General features: G+C 67.4%; 22 protein-coding genes and 1 pseudogene. 6 read left to right on the top strand and 17 right to left on the bottom strand.

Annotated features, from left to right (window positions below):
• Positions 1-11: 11 nt before the first annotated feature.
• The 8 genes and pseudogenes from ACGLHS_RS03180 to ACGLHS_RS03145 all read right to left on the bottom strand — a co-directional run bounded on the left by ACGLHS_RS03180 (position 12) and on the right by ACGLHS_RS03145 (position 7,106).
• The gene (locus tag ACGLHS_RS03180) at positions 12-1,211 is read right to left on the bottom strand and encodes an MFS transporter (protein WP_394476758.1); all 1,200 of its coding nucleotides are present in this window, start codon (positions 1,209-1,211) and stop codon (positions 12-14) included.
• A complete protein-coding gene (gene aroC / locus ACGLHS_RS03175; RefSeq protein ID WP_394478159.1) occupies positions 1,211-2,326 on the bottom strand; it encodes a chorismate synthase in 1,116 nt (371 codons plus the stop codon). The genes ACGLHS_RS03180 and aroC overlap by 1 nt, the downstream gene beginning before the upstream one ends.
• A gap of 336 nt (positions 2,327-2,662) precedes the next feature.
• Positions 2,663-4,180: pseudogene (locus ACGLHS_RS03170) on the bottom strand (MFS transporter); the annotation flags it as partial.
• A complete protein-coding gene (locus ACGLHS_RS03165) occupies positions 4,177-4,563 on the bottom strand; it encodes a YciI family protein (RefSeq protein ID WP_394476756.1) in 387 nt (128 codons plus the stop codon). The gene ACGLHS_RS03165 and the pseudogene ACGLHS_RS03170, both read right to left, overlap by 4 nt.
• On the bottom strand, positions 4,545-4,931 hold the full coding sequence (locus ACGLHS_RS03160) for a YciI family protein (RefSeq protein WP_394476754.1): 387 nt from the start codon (positions 4,929-4,931) through the stop codon (positions 4,545-4,547). The genes ACGLHS_RS03165 and ACGLHS_RS03160 overlap by 19 nt, the downstream gene beginning before the upstream one ends.
• 80 nt (positions 4,932-5,011) lie before the next feature.
• Complete coding sequence (locus ACGLHS_RS03155; protein WP_394476752.1) at positions 5,012-6,268, bottom strand: RNA polymerase sigma factor; 1,257 nt, start codon at positions 6,266-6,268, stop codon at positions 5,012-5,014.
• Positions 6,265-6,753 carry an SRPBCC domain-containing protein gene (locus tag ACGLHS_RS03150; protein WP_394476750.1) on the bottom strand — a complete coding sequence of 163 codons (489 nt, stop codon included), beginning with the start codon at positions 6,751-6,753 and terminating at the stop codon, positions 6,265-6,267. The genes ACGLHS_RS03155 and ACGLHS_RS03150 overlap by 4 nt, the downstream gene beginning before the upstream one ends.
• Entirely contained in the window at positions 6,636-7,106 is a 471-nt protein-coding gene (locus ACGLHS_RS03145) for an ArsR/SmtB family transcription factor (RefSeq protein ID WP_394476748.1), read from the bottom strand. The genes ACGLHS_RS03150 and ACGLHS_RS03145 overlap by 118 nt, the downstream gene beginning before the upstream one ends.
• A gap of 158 nt (positions 7,107-7,264) precedes the next feature.
• Here ACGLHS_RS03145 and ACGLHS_RS03140 point away from each other — a divergent pair, with 158 nt between their 5' ends.
• The 4 genes from ACGLHS_RS03140 to ACGLHS_RS03125 all read left to right on the top strand — a co-directional run bounded on the left by ACGLHS_RS03140 (position 7,265) and on the right by ACGLHS_RS03125 (position 12,141).
• Positions 7,265-7,687 carry a cupin domain-containing protein gene (locus ACGLHS_RS03140; protein ID WP_081267020.1) on the top strand — a complete coding sequence of 141 codons (423 nt, stop codon included), beginning with the start codon at positions 7,265-7,267 and terminating at the stop codon, positions 7,685-7,687.
• Between the two features lie 222 nt (positions 7,688-7,909).
• Positions 7,910-10,210 carry a TonB-dependent receptor gene (locus ACGLHS_RS03135; protein ID WP_394476744.1) on the top strand — a complete coding sequence of 767 codons (2,301 nt, stop codon included), beginning with the start codon at positions 7,910-7,912 and terminating at the stop codon, positions 10,208-10,210.
• Positions 10,211-10,237: 27 nt separating this feature from the next.
• The gene (locus ACGLHS_RS03130; RefSeq protein WP_093237158.1) at positions 10,238-10,924 is read left to right on the top strand and encodes a Fe2+-dependent dioxygenase; all 687 of its coding nucleotides are present in this window, start codon (positions 10,238-10,240) and stop codon (positions 10,922-10,924) included.
• Between the two features lie 176 nt (positions 10,925-11,100).
• Positions 11,101-12,141: a DUF2167 domain-containing protein gene (locus ACGLHS_RS03125; RefSeq protein WP_394476742.1), complete on the top strand. Its 1,041-nt coding sequence runs from the start codon at positions 11,101-11,103 to the stop codon at positions 12,139-12,141.
• A gap of 6 nt (positions 12,142-12,147) precedes the next feature.
• On the opposite strand, the gene ACGLHS_RS03120 is transcribed toward ACGLHS_RS03125, so the two are convergent.
• The 6 genes from ACGLHS_RS03120 to ACGLHS_RS03095 all read right to left on the bottom strand — a co-directional run bounded on the left by ACGLHS_RS03120 (position 12,148) and on the right by ACGLHS_RS03095 (position 17,830).
• Positions 12,148-12,936: an enoyl-CoA hydratase/isomerase family protein gene (locus ACGLHS_RS03120; protein ID WP_394476739.1), complete on the bottom strand. Its 789-nt coding sequence runs from the start codon at positions 12,934-12,936 to the stop codon at positions 12,148-12,150.
• A gap of 338 nt (positions 12,937-13,274) precedes the next feature.
• Positions 13,275-14,105: an SDR family NAD(P)-dependent oxidoreductase gene (locus tag ACGLHS_RS03115; protein ID WP_093237155.1), complete on the bottom strand. Its 831-nt coding sequence runs from the start codon at positions 14,103-14,105 to the stop codon at positions 13,275-13,277.
• Between the two features lie 42 nt (positions 14,106-14,147).
• On the bottom strand, positions 14,148-14,567 hold the full coding sequence (locus tag ACGLHS_RS03110; RefSeq protein ID WP_394476737.1) for a MaoC family dehydratase: 420 nt from the start codon (positions 14,565-14,567) through the stop codon (positions 14,148-14,150).
• 19 nt (positions 14,568-14,586) lie between these two features.
• Positions 14,587-15,027, bottom strand: a complete 441-nt coding sequence (locus ACGLHS_RS03105; RefSeq protein ID WP_394476735.1) for a MaoC family dehydratase N-terminal domain-containing protein — start codon at positions 15,025-15,027, stop codon at positions 14,587-14,589.
• A 14-nt stretch (positions 15,028-15,041) separates the two neighbouring features.
• Positions 15,042-16,226: a lipid-transfer protein gene (locus tag ACGLHS_RS03100; protein ID WP_394476733.1), complete on the bottom strand. Its 1,185-nt coding sequence runs from the start codon at positions 16,224-16,226 to the stop codon at positions 15,042-15,044.
• Between the two features lie 44 nt (positions 16,227-16,270).
• A complete protein-coding gene (locus ACGLHS_RS03095) occupies positions 16,271-17,830 on the bottom strand; it encodes a long-chain-fatty-acid--CoA ligase (RefSeq protein ID WP_394476731.1) in 1,560 nt (519 codons plus the stop codon).
• 138 nt (positions 17,831-17,968) lie between these two features.
• Here ACGLHS_RS03095 and ACGLHS_RS03090 point away from each other — a divergent pair, with 138 nt between their 5' ends.
• Positions 17,969-19,006: an AraC family transcriptional regulator gene (locus ACGLHS_RS03090; protein ID WP_093237151.1), complete on the top strand. Its 1,038-nt coding sequence runs from the start codon at positions 17,969-17,971 to the stop codon at positions 19,004-19,006.
• A 51-nt stretch (positions 19,007-19,057) separates the two neighbouring features.
• The gene (locus ACGLHS_RS03085) at positions 19,058-19,642 is read left to right on the top strand and encodes a GbsR/MarR family transcriptional regulator (protein WP_394476729.1); all 585 of its coding nucleotides are present in this window, start codon (positions 19,058-19,060) and stop codon (positions 19,640-19,642) included.
• Between the two features lie 76 nt (positions 19,643-19,718).
• On the opposite strand, the gene cydX is transcribed toward ACGLHS_RS03085, so the two are convergent.
• From cydX to ACGLHS_RS03070, 3 genes are read right to left on the bottom strand one after another with little or no spacing between them, the layout of a single operon-like run.
• A complete protein-coding gene (cydX, locus tag ACGLHS_RS03080; protein WP_093237149.1) occupies positions 19,719-19,868 on the bottom strand; it encodes a cytochrome bd-I oxidase subunit CydX in 150 nt (49 codons plus the stop codon).
• Positions 19,869-19,883: 15 nt separating this feature from the next.
• Positions 19,884-21,038, bottom strand: a complete 1,155-nt coding sequence (gene cydB / locus ACGLHS_RS03075) for a cytochrome d ubiquinol oxidase subunit II (protein WP_394476726.1) — start codon at positions 21,036-21,038, stop codon at positions 19,884-19,886.
• The gene (locus ACGLHS_RS03070) at positions 21,035-22,651 is read right to left on the bottom strand and encodes a cytochrome ubiquinol oxidase subunit I (protein ID WP_394476724.1); all 1,617 of its coding nucleotides are present in this window, start codon (positions 22,649-22,651) and stop codon (positions 21,035-21,037) included. Before ACGLHS_RS03070 ends, cydB begins: the two co-directional genes overlap by 4 nt.
• Position 22,652: the final 1 nt, after the last annotated feature.

Here is a 22,652-nt window from a genome sequence, read left to right as displayed (position 1 = left end):
CCTCCGGCGCGTCAGCCTGGCTTGTGGGCCGCGCGCTCCACCCGATCCAGCGCCACCACGCGCCACGCGCACAGGCTGCCCACCACCGCGAGCAGCGCAGCCGCCGCGAACATCGTCCGGTAGCCGAAGGCCTGCGCCACCGCGCCTCCGAGCAACACACCGAGCACGCCTCCGAAGCCATAGCCGATGACGGTGAACAGCGCCTGCCCCCGCCCGCGCAACTGCCCCGGAAAGCGGCGCGACACCACGGCGATGCAGGTCGTGTGATGCGCCGCAAAGCTCAGCGCGTGAAGCCACTGCGCCACGATCAACGCCACGACAAAGCCGCCCAGCCCCGCCGTCAGGCCGAGCCGCGCGACGGCGGCGACGCCGCACAGCAGCATCCAGCGCGGCATCGGCAGCAGGCCGATCAGGCGGCCCTGCAGGAAGAACCAGACGATCTCCGCCACCACCGACAGCGCCCACAGCAGGCCGATGGTGCTCTTGCTGTAGCCGATCGAATCGAGGTAGAGCGAGAAGAAGGCGTACACCGAGAAGTGCGACATCACCTGGAAGAACAGCGCCGCGAAGAACCACCGCACCGCGGGGTTGCGCAGCACCGGCCCGATGGGCACCTTGACGGCGTCGTGCGCGGCAGGCGGCTCGCGCAGGTCGGGCAGCTTCATCGTCGCGACGAGCACGATGGCCAGCGTGCCCGCGGCCCAGGCCGGAAAGTGCTTCATGCCGAAGCGCTCGAACCATTCACCCGCGACGAACACCGTGAGCAGGAACCCGGCCGAGCCGCACAGCCGGATGCGGCCGTAGCGCCCCCAATCGCCGGCCACCAGCTGCGCCATGGCCGCCTCGGTGAGCGACATCATCGAGCTGGTGTGGGTGAACATCACGAGCAGCACCAGCGCGAGCCACCACGCGCCGCCGTGCCACCAGAGGCCGAAGGAGCTGGCCAGCGCCACCCCCGCGCTGAAGCGCAGCAGCTTGACGCGTTGCCCGGTGTGGTCGCTCAGCGCGCCCCAGGCATAAGGCGCGAACACCCGCGTGATCGACTGGACCGAGGCCAGCAGGCTGATGGTGAAGATCGGCAGCCCCAGGTCCTTGAGCCAGAGCGGCAGGTAGGGGTTGAAGAAACCGATGTGCGCGAAATAGCTGGCCGACAGGCCAGCGAATGCCAGCAGATGGCCGCGCCCGGCGGCCACGGACGCCGGCGCGGACACTAGAGGAAGGACGCTTGCGGCGACGTGGCGTCGGTCTTCTCGCCCGGGGTCTGCGACACGTCGCCGCACTGCGCGCGATTGCGCAGCACGTGCTCGATGACGACCAGCGCCAGCATGGCCTCGGCGATGGGCGTGGCGCGGATGCCGACGCAGGGGTCGTGGCGGCCCTTGGTGACGACCTCGACCGGGTTGTTGTGGATGTCGATGGACTGGCGCGGGCTGATGATCGAGCTGGTGGGCTTGATCGCGATGCTCGCCTCGAGGTCTTGCCCCGAGCTGATGCCGCCAAGGATGCCGCCGGCGTTGTTGGAGAGGAAGCCGGTCGGCGTGATCGAGTCGCCGTGCGTGGTGCCGCGCTGCGTGACGCTGTCCCAGCCGGCGCCGATCTCGACCGCCTTCACCGCATTGATGCCCATCAGTGCGTAGGCGATTTCTGCGTCGAGCTTGTCGTACAGCGGCTCGCCCAGGCCGATGGGCACGTTGGTGGCCGTGACCCGGATGCGCGCGCCGCACGAATCGCCGGCCTTGCGCAGGCGGTCCATGTAGGCCTCGAGCTCGCTCACGTCGGCGACGGGGGCGAAGAAGGGGTTGTTGGGCACGTGGTCCCAGCTCTCGAAGGGAATGGTGATCTCGCCGATCTGCGTCATGCAGCCGCGAAACACCATGCCGTACTTCTCGGCCAGCCATTTCTTGGCGACCGCGCCGGCGGCCACGGTGGGCGCCGTCAGGCGGGCCGACGAGCGCCCGCCGCCGCGCGGATCGCGAATGCCGAATTTCTTCCAGTAGGTGAAGTCGGCGTGGCCGGGGCGGAACTGCTGGGCGATCTGCCCGTAGTCCTTGCTGCGCTGGTCGGTGTTCTGGATCAGCAGCGCGATCGGGGTGCCGGTGGTCATGCCCTCGTACACGCCGGACAGGATCTGCACCGCGTCGGCTTCGTTACGCTGGGTGACGTGGCGGCTGGTGCCTGGGCGCCGCCGGTCCAGGTCGCCCTGGATGTCGGCCTCGCTCAAAGCCATGCCGGGGGGGCAGCCGTCGATGACGCAGCCGATGGCCGGGCCATGCGACTCGCCGAAATTGGTGACCGCGAAGAGTGTTCCGAAGGTGTTGCCGCTCATGGCGGGGATTATCCCTACAAAGCGGCGGCCACTCAGTCCGTCGTGTTTTCCATGCGCCGGGTGAGCGTGCCCAGCTGCAGCTCGATGGCGAACAGCCGCTCGTTCAGCACGGCCGTCTGCAGCCGGATCGCCTCGACGATGGCCTTGGTCTGCGGGTCGGTGGTGTTCTCGGACAGTTCCGCCAGGTCGTGCAGCTTCTTGCGCAGTTCGTTGCTCATGAGGGGCTCCGGTGATCCATCGCGTCGTGGAGCCCCAGTATGGGGTTTCGTCAACGCTCGGGCAATGCGGTGGCACCCGGTGCCGGGTGCCACCGCATTGCCCGCTGGCCCCGACGCCGCGCAAGCGCACCGCCACCAGCCCGCCCACGAAGAGCAGCACCGCCGCGCAGATGCCGGCCGTCAGGCGCAGGCCGTGCATCAGGGCATCGCGGGCCGTGTCGAGCAGTTCCGCGCCCGCGCCGCCGGCAAGCTGCCCCGCCAAGGCGACCGCGCCTCCGAGCGTGCTGCGCGCCGCCTCCACCTCGGCCGGGCCTGCCAGCCCCGCCGGCACCGCGTCGGCCATGGTGCTGCGGTAGATGGCGGCGCCGATGCTGCCGAGGATCGCGATGCCCAGCGCCCCGCCGAACTCGGAGCTGGTCTCGGAGATCGCCGAGGCCACGCCCGCGCGCTCCGGCGGCGCGCTGCCGACCACGAGGTCTGTGGCCAGCGTGAACACCGGTGCCAGGCCGAGAGATGAAATCACCGCGCTGGTGACCATCCAGGCCAGCCCGTCGTGCGCGGGAAGCACGATCAGCATGCCGAAGCCCAGTGCCGCCACCGCCAGCCCGCCGCCCATCACGAAGGCCGGGCGCATGCGCCGCGCCAGTGCAGGCACGACCATCGAGCCGACGATGAAGCCCCCCGCGCTGGGCATGCTCCACAGGCCGGCATGCAGCGGCGACAGGCCGAGCACCAGCTGCAGGTACTGCGCGTTGTAGAGAAAGATGCCGAACATCACGAAGCAGGCCAGCATGTAGGCCCCGAGCGAAACGCTGAAGGCCGGCAGGCTGAACAGGCGCAGGTCGATCATCGGGTTGGCCAGCCGCCGCTGCCGGCGCGCGAACACCCAGCCGAGCGCGGCGCCCACGGCAATGGACAGCAGCGACACCGCATCGGGCCCATGCTCCGCCGTCTGCTTGATGCCGTAGATCACGGCCAGCACCGCGCCCAGCGACAGCACCACGCTGAGCAGGTCGAGCCGCGCCGCGTCGGGGTCGCGGTACTCGGGCAGCAGCATCGGGCCGAGCACCAGCAGCAGCACCATCACCGGCACGCCGATCAGGAACACCGAGCCCCACGGAAAGAACTGCAGCAGCACGCCGCCGATCACCGGGCCGATGACCGCGCCCGCCGAAAAGCTGGAGATCCACACGCCGATGGCCACGGTGCGTTGCGCCGGGTCGAGGAACATGTTGCGGATCAGCGAAAGCGTGGACGGCGCCAGCGTCGCCCCCGCCACGCCGAGCAGCGCGCGGGTGGCGATGAGCATGTTGGCGCTGGTCGAAAACGCCGCCAGCACCGAGGCCACGCCGAAGGCCGCCGCGCCGATCAGCAGCAGGCGCCGCCGGCCGATGCGGTCGCCCAGCGTGCCCATGGTGACCAGCAGGCCGGCCACGAAGAAGCCGTAGATGTCGACGATCCACAGCAATTGCGAGGCGGTGGGCTTGAGTTCTTCGCTGATGGACGGAATCGCCAGGTTCAGCACCGTGAGGTCCATCGAATAGAGCATGCACGGCAGCGCGATGACGGCCAGGCCGGTCCACTCGCGTGCCGAGGCACGGACGGGGGGCGATGCGGTGGTGTCGGCGACGCTCATCGACCTCCCTCGTTGCCCTGGCCGCCCGGGCTGCAGGCGATCGACTTGACCGGCCGCAGCTCGATGCTGCTGAAGCGCGCGGAGGGAATGCCGGCCGCGAGCTGCAGCGCTTCTTCTTCGCTGTCGGCCTCGACCAGGTAGAAGCCGCCGAGCTGCTCGCTGGTTTCGGCGAAGGGGCCGTCGGTGACCGACAGCGTGTTGCGGCGCATGCGCACGGTGGCCGCAGTGCCGGCGGGCTGCAGGGCCTCTGAAACGACCAGCTTGCCGCGGGCGTGCAGCTGGGCGTCGTAGTCGATGTGTTCGTTGATGTACATGTCCATTTCTTGCGGCGAGAGATGCCTCGTCTGGTCTTCGGTTCCGTAGATCAAGCAAAGGTATCGCATGCGGTATTCCCTTCTGTATTTCCAATGATTTCAATGGGCCGGACCTCGATGGCGCCGTAGCGCGCCATCGGAATGCGGCCCGCGATCTGGATCGCAGCGTTCAGGTCGCGCGCCTCGATCAGGATGAAGCCGCCGAGCTGTTCGCGCGCTTCCGCGTACGGGCCGTCGACATGCGAGCGCTTGCCGTTGCGCACCTGCACGACCTTGGCGGACGCCACCGATTCCAGCGCCTCGGCGGCGATGAAGTGCCCGCTCGTTTCAAGCTCGCGGTCGTAGGCCATGGACTCTTCGTTCAGCGCCCGGAGCTCGTCAGGCGGCATCGTGCGGATCACCGCTTCGTCGCAGTGAACGAGGCAGAGGTATTTCATGCGGAATCTCCTTGCGGATGGAATGTGGACACCACTGGTCGATTGGCGCTGGCCGAAATCGACAACCCGATGCGACGGGTTCAGCTATTTTTTTCAGCCGGCAAAGAGGCCAGTTGCCGCTCGAGGAATTGCCGCTCGGGCAGCTGGCGAGCCAGCGACAGGGCTCGCTCGTAGGCGGCACGCGCATCGTCGGTGCGGCCGAGCCGCCGGCACAGTTCGGCGCGCGCGCCGTGCGCCAGGTGGTAGCTGGCGAGTTCGCCGCGTGCGAGCAGCGCATCGATCAATGCCAGCCCGGCGGCCGGGCCGTCGCGCATGGCGACGGCGGCGGCACGGTTGAGTTCGGCCACGGGCGAGGGATCGAGCCGCAGCAGCACGTCGTAGAGCCCGACGATCTGCGGCCAGTCGGTGGCGTCGGGGCTGCCGGCTTCGGCATGCACGGCGGCAATGGCGGCCTGCAGCGTGTAGGGGCCGAAGCGGCGGGACAGCAGCGCGCGCTCGACCAGCACCGCGCCCTCCTCGATCTGGCCGCGGTGCCAGAGGCTGCGGTCTTGCGCGTCGAGCAGCACGATGTCGCCTTGCGGCGAAGTGCGCGCGGCACGGCGCGCGTCGTGCAGCAGCATCAACGCCAGCAGGCCCAGCGCCTCGGGGTCGGGCAGCAGGTCGACCAGCAGGCGGCCCAGCCGGATCGCTTCGGCCGACAGGTCGGCGCGCGTGAGGCTGTCACCCGACGAGGCCGCGTAGCCCTCGTTGAACACGAGGTAGACCACGCGCAACACCGCATCGAGCCGCTCGGGCAACTCGGCCAGCGCGGGCACCTGGTACGGAATGCGGGCGTCGCGGATGCGGGCCTTGGCGCGCACGATGCGCTGCGCGACGGTGGGCGCCGGCACGAGGAAGGCGCGCGCGATCTCCTCGGTGGCCAGGCCGCAGACCTCGCGCAGCGTGAGCGCGACTTGCGCATCGGGCGCGAGTACCGGGTGGCAGCAGGTGAACACCAGACGCAGGCGGTCGTCTTCCAGGTCTTCGATGTCGTCGTCCCAGGCGGGTGCGGGGTCGGCCAGCGCGGCGGCGTGCTCGGCCGCGTCGTCCCAGACGGTGAAGCGCGCCTGCCGGCGGATGCCGTCGATGGACTTGAAGCGCCCGGCCGACACCAGCCAGGCGCGCGGGTTCGCGGGCACGCCATCGCGCGGCCATTGCTCCAGCGCTGTGCGAAAGGCGTCGTGCAGCGCTTCTTCGGCCAGGTCGAAATCGCCAAGCAGCCGCACCAGCGTGGCGAAGATGCGGCGCGACTCGGTGCGGTAGATCGCATCGACGGTGTCGGCGACCGAGGGGGTCATGCGCCTCCGTTGCCTTGGCTCTGGTCTTGGCTGAGCCAGCCTTCGAGCTTGACGAGGGCGCCGGTCCAGCCGTGCCTGTGCGCGTCGCGTGCGGCCGCGTCGAAGAACTGTTCGTGCATCAGCACCAGTTCGCAGCCTTCGGCGTCGGGCTCGATCCGCACCGTCACGCGGGATTGGCGCTCCGGCGTGCTGCGCCAGGCCCAGCTGAAGACCAGCTTGCGGTGGGGCACAAGCTCCAGGTAGGTGCCGCTGACATCGTGTGTCTCGCCATCGGCCGCGTGCATGGTCACGCGAAAGCGGCCGCCGACGCGCAGATCGACCTCGGCCAGCGGCACGGCGATGATTTCATCGGGGCCGAACCAGCGCTTCAGCGCTTGCGGGTCGGTCCACGCGCGCCAGACTTTGTCGGGCGAGACGCGGTAGTGCCGGCGGAGGGTGAGCGAGGGGCGCTCTTTCCCGGTTCCTGGGTGGGCAGGGTTTGCCATTCGGTCTCCTCCTGGTGATAGAGAAAGCGCGCCAGTGCATCGAGCCGGTCGGTCCAGAACTTCTCGTAGCGCGACAGCCATGCGGCGGCCTCTTGCATGGGCTGCGGCGAGAGCGCGCAACGCACGACGCGGCCCTCTTTCGTGCGGGCGATGAGGCCCGCGCCTTCGAGCACGCGCAGATGCTTCATGAAGCCGGTGAGCGACATGCCGTGCGGCTCGGCCAGTTCGGTCACGCTGAGGCTGCGCTCGCCCAGCGTTTCGAGCACCGCGCGGCGCGTGGGGTCGGAGAGCGCTGCGAAGACGGCGTCGAGGGTGGCTGTGTCGGATGGGGCTTCCGCCGCTGGGTGAACCATGCGGTTGAGTATCTGGACGGGGGATGGGGGCGTCAAGTTGTCATTCCCCTCCGGTTCTGGAGCGCTCGATACGCGGTCAACCCCACTGTGCTGGCGCAGGAACGCTTTATGCGTGCTGCAACGCAGCACACAACCACGAGCAGAAAAGGAGTTGCCCCATGCTGGACCGTACCGCCACACAGTTCTCCCATGTGAAGCCCGGTGACACTGAATTCGTCTCAGGCGGCCTGCGCGATTTCTTCCTCTACCGCGACCTCGGGATTGCGGAAGCCACCAACGGCAAGGTCATCGCTCACCTGGTCAAGGCCAACATGGCACCGGAAACGGGCACCGGCTGGCACCGTCACGAGGCAGACTTCCAGATCGTGATCATGGTCAAGGGCTGGGCGCGCTTCATGTACGAAGACAAGGAAACGCTGGTCGAGGCCGGCGACGTGGTGCACCAGCGGCCGGGCATCCGGCACTTCCTGTTCGACTACTCGCCCGACATGGAATACCTGGAAATCGTCTCGCCGGCGGACTTCAAGAGCATCGACGTCGAGCCGGTGTGCGAGATTCCGCCGCCGACACCGTGGAAGTAGTGCAGCTGTTCGACGCACATGCCCGCGCCTTCGGACAGATAGAAATCTGTCTTCCACCTGACCTGTAAGGTAAAGATGGCGCGCTGTCTCGCCAGCCAAACACCGGGCATTCGAGAACTTTAAATAAGAGCGATTCGCAGTCAGAATTTCCGCCGGTGGTGCTTTTGTTTGCACCACATTGCCGGGCGCCGTCGCCCGCGCCCCTTCCGGAAAGCCTCTCGAATGACCCGCCTCTCTCGCCCGATGCGCCGCCGCACGCCCGTTGCCCTGGCCCTCGTCGGACTCTTCTCCTCCATCCCCGTCGCATCATTTGCACAACAGGCTGCCCAGCCCACGCCGCCCAGCGCCGCATCGGCCCCCTCGCCCGCCGCGGGCACCTCGGTGCCGGGCACCCTGCGCGAGGTGCAGGTCCAGGGCGCGCAAGACAAGACCGGCTTCGGAGCCAACCCGTCTTCGCTCAACCGCCTGCCGGCCGACCTGCGCGATGCGCCGCAATCCGTCACGGTCATCAACCAGGCGGTGATGCAGTCGCAGGGCGCGACCTCGCTGGCGAGTGCGCTGCGCAACGTGCCTGGCCTCACGATCGGCGGCGCCGAAGGCGGCCAGATCGGCACCAACATCAACCTCAACGGTTTTTCAGCGCGCACCGACATCTTTCTCGACGGTGCACGCGATCGCGCCCAGTACTACCGCGACACCTTCGCGCTCGAATCGGTCGAGGTGCTCATGGGCCCGTCGTCGATGCTGTTCGGCCGGGGCTCCACCGGCGGCGTGATCAACCAGGTCACCAAGAAGCCGTCGCTCACGCCCGCGGGCGAGATCTCGGTGTCGGCCAGCACGACGGGCCTGGTGCGCTCGACCGTCGACATCAACCGGCCGCTGTCCGACACCTCGGCCTTCCGCATCTCGGCGATGGGCCAGCAAGGCGACGCGAGCACGCGCGACCAGACCAAGCTTCAGGACTTCGGCCTCGACGCCTCGGTCAAGTTCGGCATCAACACGCCGACGCAGGTCACGCTCTCGGCGCTCGTGCAGCACAACCGCGACATGCCCGACTACGGCGTGGCGCCGCTCAACGGCCATCCGGTGAAGGTCGGTCGCGACACGGCCTACGGCTTCAACGACGACCGCACGATCTCCGACATCCAGGCCTACAGCGCCGTGGTGCTGCACAAGCTCACGCCCAACACCTCGATCCGCAACCAGACCCAGTACAACGACGTCACCACCGATGCGCGCGAGACCGCGCCGCAAAGCATCGGCACGCTGTCGGCCAAGGGCGTGTTCACGCCCTTCTCCACCGGCACCACCGCCGTGCCGGCCGCCGCCTTCACCACGCTGCCGCTCCAGGGCCTGTGGGTGCGCCAGCAAAGCCATGACCGCACGATTCACGACAAGTCGCTCTACAACCTGACCGAACTCAACACCAAGTTCGAGACGGGTTCGATCAAGCACACGCTGCTGGTGGGCTTCGAGCTGGGCCACGACACCTACAGCAACCAGGCCTACTACCGCAACGGCACCTGCGGCGGCGTGGCGCTGAACCCGGTGGGCGGCACCAGCGGCTATGCGGCCTGCACGCCGCTGCTCTCGCCATTCCAGAGCAACACGCCGATCACGGCGCCATCGCTGCCCGGCAACCTGGCCACCGCCAGCGCCAATACGGTGGCGGGCTACTTCAACGACACACTGGAGCTGACCCCGCAGTGGAAGCTGGTCGGCGGCCTGCGGCAAGACCACTACAGCGCGAGCGTCCAGAACACCATCACGAGCGCGACCACGCTCGCGAGCGAAAGCCAGACGGTCAACTTCACCAGCGTGCGCGCCGGCGCCATCTGGCAGCCGACACCCGAGCAGTCGTACTACGTGTCGTACAGCACCTCGTTCAACCCGTCGCTCGAACAGCTGGTGGCCACCACCGGCAGCACGCTGCCACTGCCCCCGCAGAAGAACAAGGCCTACGAGTTCGGTGGCAAATGGGACCTGAACGACGGCAACCTCTCGCTGACGGCCGCCGCGTTCCAGATCACGCAGACCAACGCGCGCTCGCAGAACAGCGACGGCACCTACAGCGCCACCGGCACGGTGCGCGTGAACGGCGCGCGCGCCGGCGTGGCGGGCCGCGTGACCGACAAGCTGCAGCTGTTCGGCGCCTACACGCACCTGGACGCCACCATCATCGAAGGTATCGCGCCCGGCACGCTCGGCAAGGTGCCCGCCAACACGCCGAGGGACGCGGCCAGCCTGTGGGCCACCTACGCCATCACGCCCGAGTGGGAAATCGGCGGCGGCACCACCTACAGCGCGAAGCGTTTCGCCAACAACACCGACCTGGTCCAGGTCGGCGGCTATGCGCGCCTGGACGCGATGGTGGCTTACCATCAGCCCAAGTACGACATCCGCCTGAACGTGTTCAACCTGGCCAACCGCCGCTACTACGACGCGCTGATTCCATCGGATGGCGGCCGCGCGGTGCCGGGTTCGGGCCGCGCCGCCACGGTGTCGTTCACCTACCACCTCTGAGCCCGCGGGCTGGAAGATCGATTCGCCATGCTGGTGTGCATTCCCGGTGTCCTGGATCGCGAGGCGCTCGCGGCCGTGCGTGCACGGCTCGATGCGGCCGGCGACGCGTGGGTCGATGGCCGCGTCACCGCGGGCCACCAGGGCGCGCCGGTCAAGTTCAACCAGCAGATCGACGAAGGCTCGACGGTGGCGCACGAATGCCAGGCCATCGTGGCCAGCGCGCTCGAACGCCACCCGACCTTCATCAGCGCAGCGCTGCCCAACCTGCTGTACCCGCCGATGTTCAACCGCTACAGCGAAGGCATGCGCTTCGGCCTGCACGTGGACGGCGGCGTGCGCATCGACCCTCGCACCGGCCGCAAGCTGCGCACCGACCTGTCGGCCACGCTCTTCCTCTCGGACGCCGACAGCTACGACGGCGGCGAACTGCAGATGGAAGACACGCACGGCATGCAGACCGTGAAGCTCGCAGCCGGCGACATGGTGCTCTACCCCGCCACCAGCGTGCATCAGGTCACGCCCATCACGCGCGGCGTGCGCGTGGCCTGCTTCTTCTGGGTGCAAAGCCTGGTGCGCGATGCCGGCGACCGCGCGCTGCTGTTCGACATGGACAACGCGATCCAGCGGCTCAACCAGAGCGGCGCCGACGAGTCGGCACGCCGTACGCTGGTGGGCACGTACCACAACCTGCTCCGCAAGTGGAGCGACACCTGACAAGGTGTGAATAAACCTGCTGCGCGCGCCGATCTCGCACCTGCGCTCCTCACCGTACAAAGTACGGCTCCGGTCCTCGATGCAAGCTCGGCGCGCTCGCTGCGGTTCCTTCCCACCTTGTGCGCTGGATAAACTCTCTCCGCTCGAAAAATCGATAACAACCGAGGAGAGAGAACTTGCGTATTCATACTGCCCGCGTCACAGCCGGCTTGCTGCTCGCGTGCGCCGCTTTCGTGGCCCAAACCAGCCACGCGGCATCGCCGTCCGACAGCACTTCAACCCCTGCAACAGCCACTTCCGCCGCCAACGCGCTGGAAGCCGAACAAGAGGCTGCCACCAAGGCTGCGAAGGCTGTTCAGAAAATCGGTCCCGCCGAAATCGCCCTGCGCGACCAGGCCCACCTGCATCTGCCGGCCGGCTACGTCTGGGTGCCCACACCCGCCGCCGCGCAGCTCATGCGCAGCATGGGCAACCGCACCGACGACACCTTCATGGGCGTGATCTTCCCCGCCGACGACGCCGACTGGATGGCCGTGGTGAAGTTCGTCAAAGAGGGCTACATCAAGGACGACGACGCAAAAGACTGGAACGCCGACGACCTGCTCAAGAGCCTGAAGGAAGGCACCGAGGCCGCCAACGAAGAGCGCGCCAAGCGCGGCATTCCGGGCATCGAGGTCACGGGCTGGGCGCAGAAGCCGCAGTACGAGTCCGGGACGCACCGCCTCGTGTGGTCGGCCCTGTCCAAGCGCAAGGGCGGCACCGACGACAACCAGGGCGTCAACTACAACACCTACGCGCTGGGCCGTGATGGCTACCTGAGCCTGAACCTCATCACCAACGCGAAGGACCTCGACAAGTTCAAGCCCGACGCCGCCAAGCTGCTCGCCGCATTGCAGTACGACGACGGAAAGCGCTACGCGGACTTCAACTCGTCCACCGACAAGGTCGCGGCCTACGGCCTGGCCGCGCTGGTGGCCGGCGTGGCCGTGAAGAAGCTGGGCCTGTTCGCACTGGTGCTGGCCTTCTTCGCCAAGTTCGCGAAGCTCGCTGTCGTGGCGGTCGGCGCGGCGCTCTGGGGCATTGCCAAGGTGTTCAAGAAGAAAGAGCCTGCGGTTGCCGCAACGGCACCCGCAAACAACGACACCCTCAACAGCACCACCATCAACAACGCAGGCACCGGCGGCATCAACGAGCCACCGAAGCCGCCAACGACCTGAGCCGCGTCAGCGGCCGGTGAAGCGTGGCGCGCGTTTGGCAACGAACGCCGCCACGCCTTCACGGGCATCCGCGCTGCCCGCACGTTCGGCGAGCAGCTTCTGCTCCATCGCGAAGTGCGCTTCGATCGGCCGGCCCGGCGCGCCAGCGCATAGCGCCTTGATGCCCGCGAACGATGCGCTTGCACCGCTGGCCAGCCGAACCACCAACGCTTCAGCCGCCGCCGCAAGCTCGGCATCGGGATGAACGGCATCGACGATGCCCCATTCAAGGCAGCGCCGGCTGTCGACGGCGTCGCTCAGCATCAGCAGTTGTTGCGCCCGCACCGGCCCGGCACGCCGCGCGAGAAAGTACGAAGCCCCTGCATCGGGCGACAGGCCGATGGCCGCGTAGCCGGTGCGCAGCTTCATCGACTCGGCAGCCAACACGAAGTCGCCGCACAGCGCGAGGCCCACACCGGCACCGCCCGCCGGTCCATTCACGGCCACGACCAACGGCGCGGGGTTCGACGCGAGCCGCAACAGCGCGGGGTGCAGTCCGTCCAGGATCTCGTTCACAAGCTCGGGCAGCTTCTCGCCGGCGGCCACGAACTCTTCGATGTCGCCGCCGGCACAGAACACGCGGCCTTCGCCGGTCAACAGGATGGCGCGGGGCTTCTGTGCCAGCACCTCGTCAACCGCCTGCACCAGTGCTCGCGCGCTCGGCGATGACAGTGCGTTCGCGCGCTCGGGGCGCTTCAGCACGATGCGGCCGATGTCGCTCTGCACATCCCAGGCGATGCCTTCGCTGAAGTTCATCTTGATTGCTCCGTTGTGGGTTTCGTTTTTCTGGCTTGCCTGTTCGAGGATCTTGTTCGGGGCGCGTGCGGATGACACCGGGTACCCCCCTCCGCGAATGTCCCCCGCTTCGCTCCTCCTTTATTTCGCTGCGGGGAGCACCCGGTGCCATTCGCACGAGGGCACGCTGCTGGTGTGCTGCCGATCAACGACTGCTCTGACAACGCTCACGCTGGCGGTGTGCTCCCCGCAGCGAAACAAAGGAGGAGGGGCGATAGCCCGAAGGCCGGGGGACATTCGCGGAGGGGAGTACGCCGTCGGCGCGGGCGCCGCTCTGAACAACCCCGCAGAACCACACCCTAGATACCAGTCAACCCACCCGTGCACATCAACGTCTGCCCACTCACATAGTCCGACTCGGGCGTGCACAACAGGTACACCGCCCCAGCCGCTTCTTCGGGTGTGCCGCCGCGCCCCAAGGGAATCGACTGCTCCATCATCGCCAGCAACCCGGGGTTGATGCCGACCTTGATCTCGCGCCCCTCGATGTTCGCTGTCGACGCTTCAGCCGTGCTCGCGGTCAGCCGCGTCTGGATGAAGCCGAAGGCCACGCAGTTGACCGTGACGTTCAGGCGCCCCCACTCCTTGGCCAGCGTCTGCGTCATGCCGACGATGCCGGCCTTTGCCGCCGAATAGTTGGTCTGGCCCGCGTTGCCGAACAACCCCGCCACCGACGAGATGTTGACCACCTTGCGCACCACGCGCTGGCCCGCTTCGGTCTCTGCCTTCGACAGCGCACGGATCACCGGCTGCGCCGCGCGCAGGATGCGAAACGGTGCCGTCAGGTGCACGTCGATCATGGCGTACCACTGCTCATCGGTCATCTTCTGCACCACGCTGTCCCAGGTGTAGCCGGCGTTGTTGACGATGATGTCGAGGCCCTTGAATTCGTTCACCGCCGTGCCGACGAATCGCTCCGCGAAGTCCGGCGCCGCCACGCTGCCGACGCAGGCCACAGCCTGGCCGCCGGCGGCGCGGATGGCCTGCACGGTTTCTTCGGCCGGTGCGGCATCGAGGTCGTTGACGACGACGCGCGCACCTTCCGATGCGAGCTTGAGTGCGATCGAGCGACCGATGCCACGGCCCGATCCGGTGATGAGTGCGACCTTGCCGCCAAGTTTGGCTGTCATGTGTTCTTGCCTCTTTCTTTCTCTTGTCTTTTCTTGAATGGATCAGCGCAGCGCCACCAGCGCCTCGCCGGCGATGCGGACCTGGCCGTACTGGTTGGCGCTTTGCACTTCGACGCGCACGCAGCGCTCGCCGTCGTGCTGCAGCTTCTCGACCACGCGGCCGGTGCATTGCACCGCATGGCCCAGATGGGTGATGCCCTGGAAGCGCACGTCGAAGCGGCGCAGTTGCGACTGCGGCGCCCATTGCGTGAGCAGCCGGCCGAGCCAGGCCATGCCCAGCATGCCCTGCGCGAACACGTCGGGCATGCCGGCCTTGCGCGCGAAGTCGGTGTCGATGTGGATGGGGTTGTGGTCGCCCGAGGCGCCCGCGAACAACGCGAGCGTGGTGCGGTTGACCGGCGGCAGTTGCAGCACGGGCAGTTCGTCGCCGATCTGGACGGTGTCGTAGGTGATGGCGTTCATGGCGTGGGTGTTCCCTTGGTCAGTGCCGGCAGACGATCACCGTGCGCAATTCGGCCACGAGTTCGTCGCGCTGGTTGGTGGCGCGCGAGGTCTTCACGACGAATTCGAGTGCGCCGTTCTTCTTGTCGTAGATGTCGCTGACGGTGGAGCGCACCGTCACCGTGTCGCCCACGCAGGCGGGGCGGTGGTAGCTGAAGCTCTGCTCGCCGTGCAGCAGCTTCGACAGCGGGATCTGCAGGTCGGCAAGCAATTGGTCCGAGGCGCCGGAGTCCAGCTCGGCCGCGAACAGGAAGGTGGGCGGCGCGGGCAGATCGGGGTAGCCTGCATCGCGCGCGGCAGCGGCATCGGTGTAGACCGGATCGGTCTCGCCGATGGCCTTGGCGAAGAACTGCAGCCGGCTGCGTTCGATGGGAAGCACGGAGGCCGGCAACTCGTGGCCGATCCATTTCTTGTCGATCATGATGGGCTTCGGCCTCAGACGCGTTCGTACAGCGTGACCACGCAGGCGCCGCCCAACCCGAGGTTGTGTTGCAGCGCCATGCGTGCGCCCTCGACCTGCCGCTTGTCTGCGGTGCCGCGCAGTTGCTGAACCAGCTCCGTGCACTGGGCAAGGCCAGTGGCGCCGAGCGGATGCCCCTTCGACAACAAACCGCCCGAAGGGTTGGTGACCACCTTGCCGCCGTAGGTGTTGTCGCCGTCGACCACGAACTTCTCCGCGCCGCCCACCGGGCACAGGCCCAGCGCCTCGTAGCTGATGAGTTCGTTGTGCGCAAAGCAGTCGTGCAGTTCGACCACGTCGATGTCTTGCGGACCCACACCCGCCGCGTCGTACACCTTCTGCGCGGCTTCCTGCGCCATGCTGAAGCCGACCACTTCGCGCATGTCGCGGCTCTCGAAGGTGATGGCGCGGTCGGTGGTCATGGCCTGGGCCTTGATGCGCACGCTGCGGTCCAGGCCATGGCGCTCGGCAAAGCGGGCCGAGCAGATGATGGCGGCGGCCGCGCCGCAAGTGGGCGGGCAGGCCATCAGCCGCGTCATCACGCCGGGCCACATCACAGGCGCGGCCATCACCTCGTCCTCGGTGACGACAGTGCGGAACAGCGCCACCGGGTTGTTCGACGCATGGCGGCTGGCCTTGGCGCGGATCTTCGCGAAGGTAGACATCTGCGTGCCGTACTGCTGCATGTGGGCCAAGCCTGCGCCACCGAAGTAGCGCAGCGCGAGCGGCACCTGCTCGTTGCCGACCAGCTCATCGGTGATCGACTCAAAATGGTCGAACGGACTCGGCCTGTCATTGAACACGGCGCCCAGCGCGCCGGGGCTCATGTGCTCGAAGCCGAGCGCGAGCACGCAATCGGCCGCGCCGCTGGCCACGGCCTGCCGCGCAAGGAAGAGCGCGGTCGAGCCGGTCGAGCAGTTGTTGTTGACGTTGACGACCGGAATGCCGGTCATGCCCACCTCGTACAGCGCGCGCTGGCCAGCGGTGGAGTCGCCGTACACGTAGCCCACGTAGGCCTGCTGTATCAGTTCATAGCCGATGCCGGCGTCCTTCAGCGCGGCGTTGGTGGCGTGCGCGGCCATCTGCGGGTACGGCTGGTTGGCACCGGGCTTGGTGAAGGGGATCATGCCGACCCCGACAACATGGACGTCTTGGCTCATGGAGGACTCCTGGAAGTTGAACGGATGCAAAAAGAAGAAAAGGCTCAGGCCACGCCGCGCTGGCGCCCTTGCCAGAAGGGTTCGCGCAGCTTGGTCTTCAACACCTTGCCGGCGCCCGACAGCGGCAGCGCATCGAGCACCGCCACGCTGCGTGGGCATTTGTAGTTGGCGATCAATGTCCTGCAATGGGCAATGAGTTCTTCGGGCCGGATGCCCTGCCCCGGCTTGAGCACCAGCGCGGCGTGCACGGCCTCGCCCCACTCCTCGCTCGGAATGCCGATCACCGCGCAGGCGGCCACGGCCGGGTGCTGGGTGATGGCGTTCTCGACCTCGGCCGAATAGATGTTCTCGCCGCCGCTGATGATCATGTCCTTCAGCCGGTCGACCACGAAGATGTAGCCGTCGTCGTCCATGTAGGCGCCGTCGCCGGTGTGCATCCAGCCGTTGCGCACGGCGGCGGCCGTCTGCTCGGGCTTGTTCCAGTAGCCCTGCATCACGTTGGGGCCGCGCACGGCCACTTCGCCCACGGTGCCGCGCGGTACCTCGGCGCCGTCGGCATCGACGATGTGCACCTCCATGCAATAGCTCGCGCGGCCGGCCGAGCGCAGCTTGCCGAGCTTGCGGCCCTCGGCCGTGTGGTTGCGCGCCGGGTTGATGGTGGCCAGCGGCGACAGCTCGGTCATGCCGTAGGCCTGCACGAAGTCCACGCCCGGAAAGGCGTTCATCGCGCGGTTCAGCACCGCCTCCGAGATGGGCGATGCGCCGTAGGTGATGCACTTCAGGCTGCTCAGGTCGCGTGGCTCCCGCATCGCGGGGTGGTCGACCAGCATCTGGATCATGGTGGGCACCAGCAGCACGTGGGTCACGCGGTCGTTCTCGATGGCGTTCAGCACGGCTTCGGGGCTGAATGCCGGCACGATCGAATGGGTGTTGCCCTCGAACCAGTGCGGCGCCGCCAGCCCCATGTCGGCCAGGTGGAACATGGGCGCGGCATGCAGGTAGCCGCCGTCGGGTGGCGCCAGGTGCTCGGCATGCAGCGCCAGCCCCGAGCTGCACATGTTGGTGTGGCTCAGCATCACCCCCTTGGGAAAGCCGGTGGTGCCGCCCGTGTAGAAGATGCCGGCCAGGTCTTCGTCGCGGCGCACGACGTCGGGCACCGGCGAGGCCGTGTCGATCAGGCGCTCGTAGCCGTGCATGCCGGCCGGCAGCGCGCCGTCGCCGCAATAGATCACTTCGCGCAGGCTCGTCGCCTGCGCGCGCATCTGCTCGACCATGCCCCGGAAGGTCTCGTCGACCAGCAGGATGGTCGAGCCCGAGTCTTCCAGCGAATAGAGAATTTCGGCGGCCGACCAGCGGATGTTGCAAGGGTTCAACACGCCGCCGCCCCAGGGCACGGCCATCTGGTACTCCAGGTAGCGGTCGGAGTTGAGCGACAGCATCGCCACGCGGTCGCCCGCCTGCATGCCGAGCTGCTGGAGCGCGCCCGCCAGGCGCGCGACCCGGTCGGCATATTCGCGAAAGCTGCGGGTGCGGCCGGCAAAGCGCACGGCCACCTTGTCGGGGTGTTGCTGCACGCTGCGGTGCAGCGCCTGGGTCATGTACATGGTTTGTCTCCGTCTCTCTTTTTTCTGTAGCCGAATGGTAGGAATCAGCTTCCGGCCCGGCGATTGCGCTTCGCTTCGTTCGCATTGCAGAAAACGTCAATCGACACGGTGGCATCCTTGAGGTCTGATCGCTGCGCCATGCTGCAACCGCCCACCACCATTCCGATCGCCTTCGTGCAGGGCATGCTCTCGGGCATTCGCGCCCGGGGCGATGCCGCGCCCATCGACGTCGATGCCGCGCTGGAAGACGCCGGCATCGCACCGGCGCTGCTCGAAGAAATGGGATCGCGTGTCACTGCCGAGCAGTACGTCGCCCTGTTCGCGCTGCTGATGGACCGGCTGGACGACGAAGCCTTGTGCTTTCTCACGCGCCGGCTGCGCCGCGGCAGCTTCGCGCTGATGACGCGCGCCACGCTGGGCGCGCCCACCTTCGAGGTCGCGCTGCGCCGCGTGGCCCACACCTTCAGCCTGCTGCAGGACGACCTGACGCTGGTGCTGCTGCAGGAAGGCCCGCTGGCTGGTTTCGGCCTCCGGCTCAACGACCCGGCCGTCACCCACCAGAACTTTTTGCACGAGCTGATGCTGCGCGTGTACTGGCGGTTGTCCGCCTGGCTGCACGGCGGCCGGCTGGCGGCACGGCGTTTCGATTTCGGCTTCGCGCTGCCGCACTACGCCGACGGATACGCCAAGGTGTTCCCCGGGCCGCTGCAGTTCGGCCAGCCCTGTTCGGCCGTGTGGTTCGACGCCAGCGCGCTCGCCATGCCGATGCAGCGCGACACGCAGGCGATCAACACCTTCCTGGCCGCGGCGCCGGCCAATGTGATCCTGCCCCGGCTGGCGGAGCAGGCGGTCAGCGCGCGCGTGCGCGCGGTGCTGCAGCAGAACCGGCCCGCCTGGGCCGACCTGGCAACGACCGCGAAGGGCCTGAACATGTCGGTCAGCACCCTGCAGCGCCACCTGGCGACGGAGGGCACCTCGTTCCAGTCGCTGAAAGACCAGCTGCGGCGCGACCTGGCCATCGTGCGGCTCAACACCAGCACCGTGCCGCTCGCGACGCTGGCCGACGAACTGGGTTTTGCCGACAGCGCGGCCTTCCAGCGCGCCTTCAAGACCTGGACCGGCGGCGCACCGGGTTCGTACCGACGGGGTTCGTCGCGGGGCCCTTCGACGGAGTGAGTTTTCGGAAACTTCCGAAAACTCTGGCCATCCAGCGCGACAATCCGGCGCATGGCCACCTCCTCCGACCTTCCTTCCCTCAACCGCCAGTTCGTCGCGCACTTCGGCGAGATGGGCAGCAAATGGGGCATCAACCGCACCGTCGGGCAGATCTACGCGCTGATCTTCCTGTCGGAGCGTGCGCTCAATGCCGATGAAATCGCCGAGCTGCTGGAGTTCTCGCGCTCGAACGTGAGCATGGGCTTGAAAGAGCTGCAGGCGTGGCGCCTGGTGCACCTGCGGCACCACCCCGGCGACCGCCGCGAGTATTTCGAAGCGCCTTCGGACGTGTGGGAAATTTTCCGCGTGCTGGCCGAGGAGCGCCGCCGCCGCGAGATCGAGCCCACGCTGTCGATGCTGCGCAACGCGCTGCTCGAATCGCCCACGAGCGATGCCGAGCGCCATGCGCAGGAACGCATGCGCGAAATGCACGACCTGATCGACCGGCTGATGAAATGGTTCGACGACGTGCAGCGGCTCGCGCCCGAAACCGTCATGAAGCTGATGGGAATGGGCGCAACGGTGACGCGGGTGCTGACGCTCAAGGACCGCCTGAGCGGCGGTGGCTCGAAGAAGAAAACGCCCGCGGCCGACTGACGAAGCCGGGCCGTGGGCTGCTGCGGCCCTGAGGCTCTCTGAGCCCCACAGGCCTCATTGGCCTTGCGGGCCTGCCTTAAAGCCGCTCCTGCCCTTCGGACGGCTCAGGCATGCCGAGCTTTTCCTTGCGGATGGCGTCGTCGTCCATGAGTTCGTACCACATGGCATTGAGTACGGCGAAGGCAGCTGCCAGCGGCAGGCCGAGGATCCAGGCGAAGTACCACATGTTTTTTTCCTCCGTTCAGTAGGCGTGGCCGCTGTCGTCGCGGATGGCCTTTTCATCGACCTTGCCCCACAGCACGTGATAGACCCAGGTCGTGTAGGCCACGATCAGGGGAATGAAGAAGGCCGTGACCACCAGCATGATGAACAGCGTGAGGTGGCTCGACGACGAATCCCACACCGTGAGGCTCGCGCGCGGATCGATCGACGACGGCAGGATGAACGGGAACATCGACGCGCCCACGCTCAGGATGATCCCGGCGATGCCCAGCGCCGCTGTCAGCAGCGCCAGCACGGGCCGGCGCAGCACCAGCCCGAGCAGCGCACCCAGCGCACCGACGAAGCCGGCAATGGGCGCCGCGAGTGTCCAGGGGTGCGAGGCGTAGTTGGCCGTCCACGCGCCCGCATGCAACTCGACGGTCTTCAGCAGCGGGTTCGATGGCCCGACCGTATCGACCACGCTGCTGATGCGGTAGCCGCCGATGCTGGTGGCGAGCAGCACGCCCGCCAGCGCATACAGCGCAATCGTGAGTACCGATGCGACGATGCCGTAGCTGCGCGCACGCTCGGCCACCGGCCCGGCCGTCTTGAGCAGGAGCCACGCGGCGCCGTGCATCACCAGCATGGCCACCGACACCAGCCCGCACAAAATCGCGAACGGGTTCAGCAGGCCGAAGAAGCCGCCGTCGTAGAAGATGTGCATGTCGGTGCCGAAGCGAAACGGCACGCCCTGCAGCACGTTGCCCACGGCCACGCCGCAGATCAGCGCGGGCACGAAGCCGCTGAAGAACAGCACCCAGTCCCAGCGTGCGCGCCATTGCGGCGACTCGCGCTTGCTGCGGAACTTGAAGGCCACGGGCCGAAGGATCAGCGCCGTGAGAATCACGAACATCGCCAGGTAGAAGCCCGAGAACGACACCGCATACAGCTGCGGCCACGCCGCGAAGATCGCGCCGCCGCCCAGGATCAGCCACACCTGGTTGCCTTCCCACACGGGGCCCACGCTGTTGATGACGACGCGCCGCTCGACGTCGTTGCGCGCCGCGAACGGCAGCAGCATGCCGCTGCCCAGGTCGAAGCCGTCGGTCACGGCGAAGCCCACCAGCAGCACGCCGATCAGCAGCCACCAGATGAAGCGCAGGGTGTCGTAGTCGAGGAGTGTGTGGAGGATCATGCGGCGCTCCCGGAAGAAGACGAGGAAGGAATGGCCGCGTGGGCCGGTGGAACGTGCGAGCGCGCGTCGCCTTCGTGGGGCGCGTGCTCGGCTTCAGGGCCCTTGCGGATGGCCTTGAGCATCAGCTTCATCTCGATGATGAGCAGCGTGGTGTAGATCGCGACAAAGCCCGCGATGGTCAGCAGCAGCGTCTTCACGCCGAGGTTCGACACCGCCACCGCCGTCGGCAGCACGCCTTCGATCACCCACGGCTGGCGACCGAACTCCGCCACCAGCCAGCCGGACTCGATGGCAATCCACGGTAGCGGGATCGCGAACACCGCGACCTTGAGCAGCCACCGGTAGCGGTCGAGCATGCGGCGCGCCGAGAGCACGAAGAAGGTGCCGGTCAGCAGGATCAGCAGCATGCCGATGCCGACCATCACGCGGAACAGCCAGAACAGCGGCGCCACCTGCGGCACGGTGTCCCATGCGGCCTTGCTGATCTGTTCGTCGGTGGCGGTGCGCGGGTCGTCCACGTAGCGCTTGAGCAGCAGCGCGTAGCCCATGTTGATGCCGTTGTCCTCGAAGTCGCCGCGCACGCCCTGCGTCACCTTGCTGGGGCCACCGGCCTCGCGGATCTTCTGCAGCGCGTCGTAGGCCTTCAGGCCCTCGCGGATGCGGGCTTCGGCGCGCTTCACGAGTTCGTCGATGCCGGGCATCACGGTGTTGAGCGAACGCGTGCCGATCAGGCCCATCACGGCGGGAATGTGGATCGCGTAGTGCGTCTCGCGCGCCTCCTGGTCGGGGAAGCCGACCACGGTGAAGGCTGCGGGCGCGGGCTGCGTTTCCCACATGGCTTCGATGGCGGCCAGCTTCATCTTCTGGTGTTCGCCCGAGAGATAACCGCTTTCGTCGCCGAGCACGGCGACCGACAGCGCGGCGGCCAGGCCGAACGAGGCGGCCACGGTCATCGAGCGCTTGGCCAGCGCGATGTGGCGGCCCTTGAGGAGATACCACGCCGACACGCCGAGCACGAACACGGCCGCACACACATAGCCGGCCGACACGGTGTGCACGAACTTGGCTTGCGCCACCGGGTTGGTCAGCACCGCGGCGAAGTCGGTCACTTCCATGCGCATGGTCTGCGGATTGAAGGCCGCGCCCACGGGGTTCTGCATCCAGCCGTTGGCGATCAGGATCCACAGCGCCGAGAAGTTGGAGCCGATGGCCACGGCCCACGTGGCCGTGAGGTGGCCCACCTTCGAGAGCTTGTCCCAGCCGAAGAAGAACAGGCCCACGAAGGTCGCTTCCATGAAGAAGGCCATGAGCCCCTCGATGGCCAGCGGCGCGCCGAAGATGTCGCCGACGTAGTGGCTGTAGTAGCTCCAGTTCATGCCGAACTGGAACTCCATCACGATGCCGGTGGCGACGCCCATCGCGAAGTTGATGCCGAAGAGCACGCCCCAGAATTTCGTCATGTCGCGCCAGATCACCCGGCCGGTCATGACGTAGACCGTCTCCATGATGGCAAGGATGATCGAGAGCCCGAGCGTGAGCGGCACGAACAGGAAGTGATACAGCGCCGTGACGGCAAACTGCAGGCGCGATAGCGCGACGATGTCGAGGTCCATG

The organism is Variovorax sp. VaC1 (genome assembly GCF_043658315.1).
Taxonomy (GTDB): Bacteria; Pseudomonadota; Gammaproteobacteria; order Burkholderiales; family Burkholderiaceae_C; genus Variovorax.
Note: the sequence above shows the minus strand (reverse complement) of the source record. Positions and strands in the feature narration are given on the sequence as shown.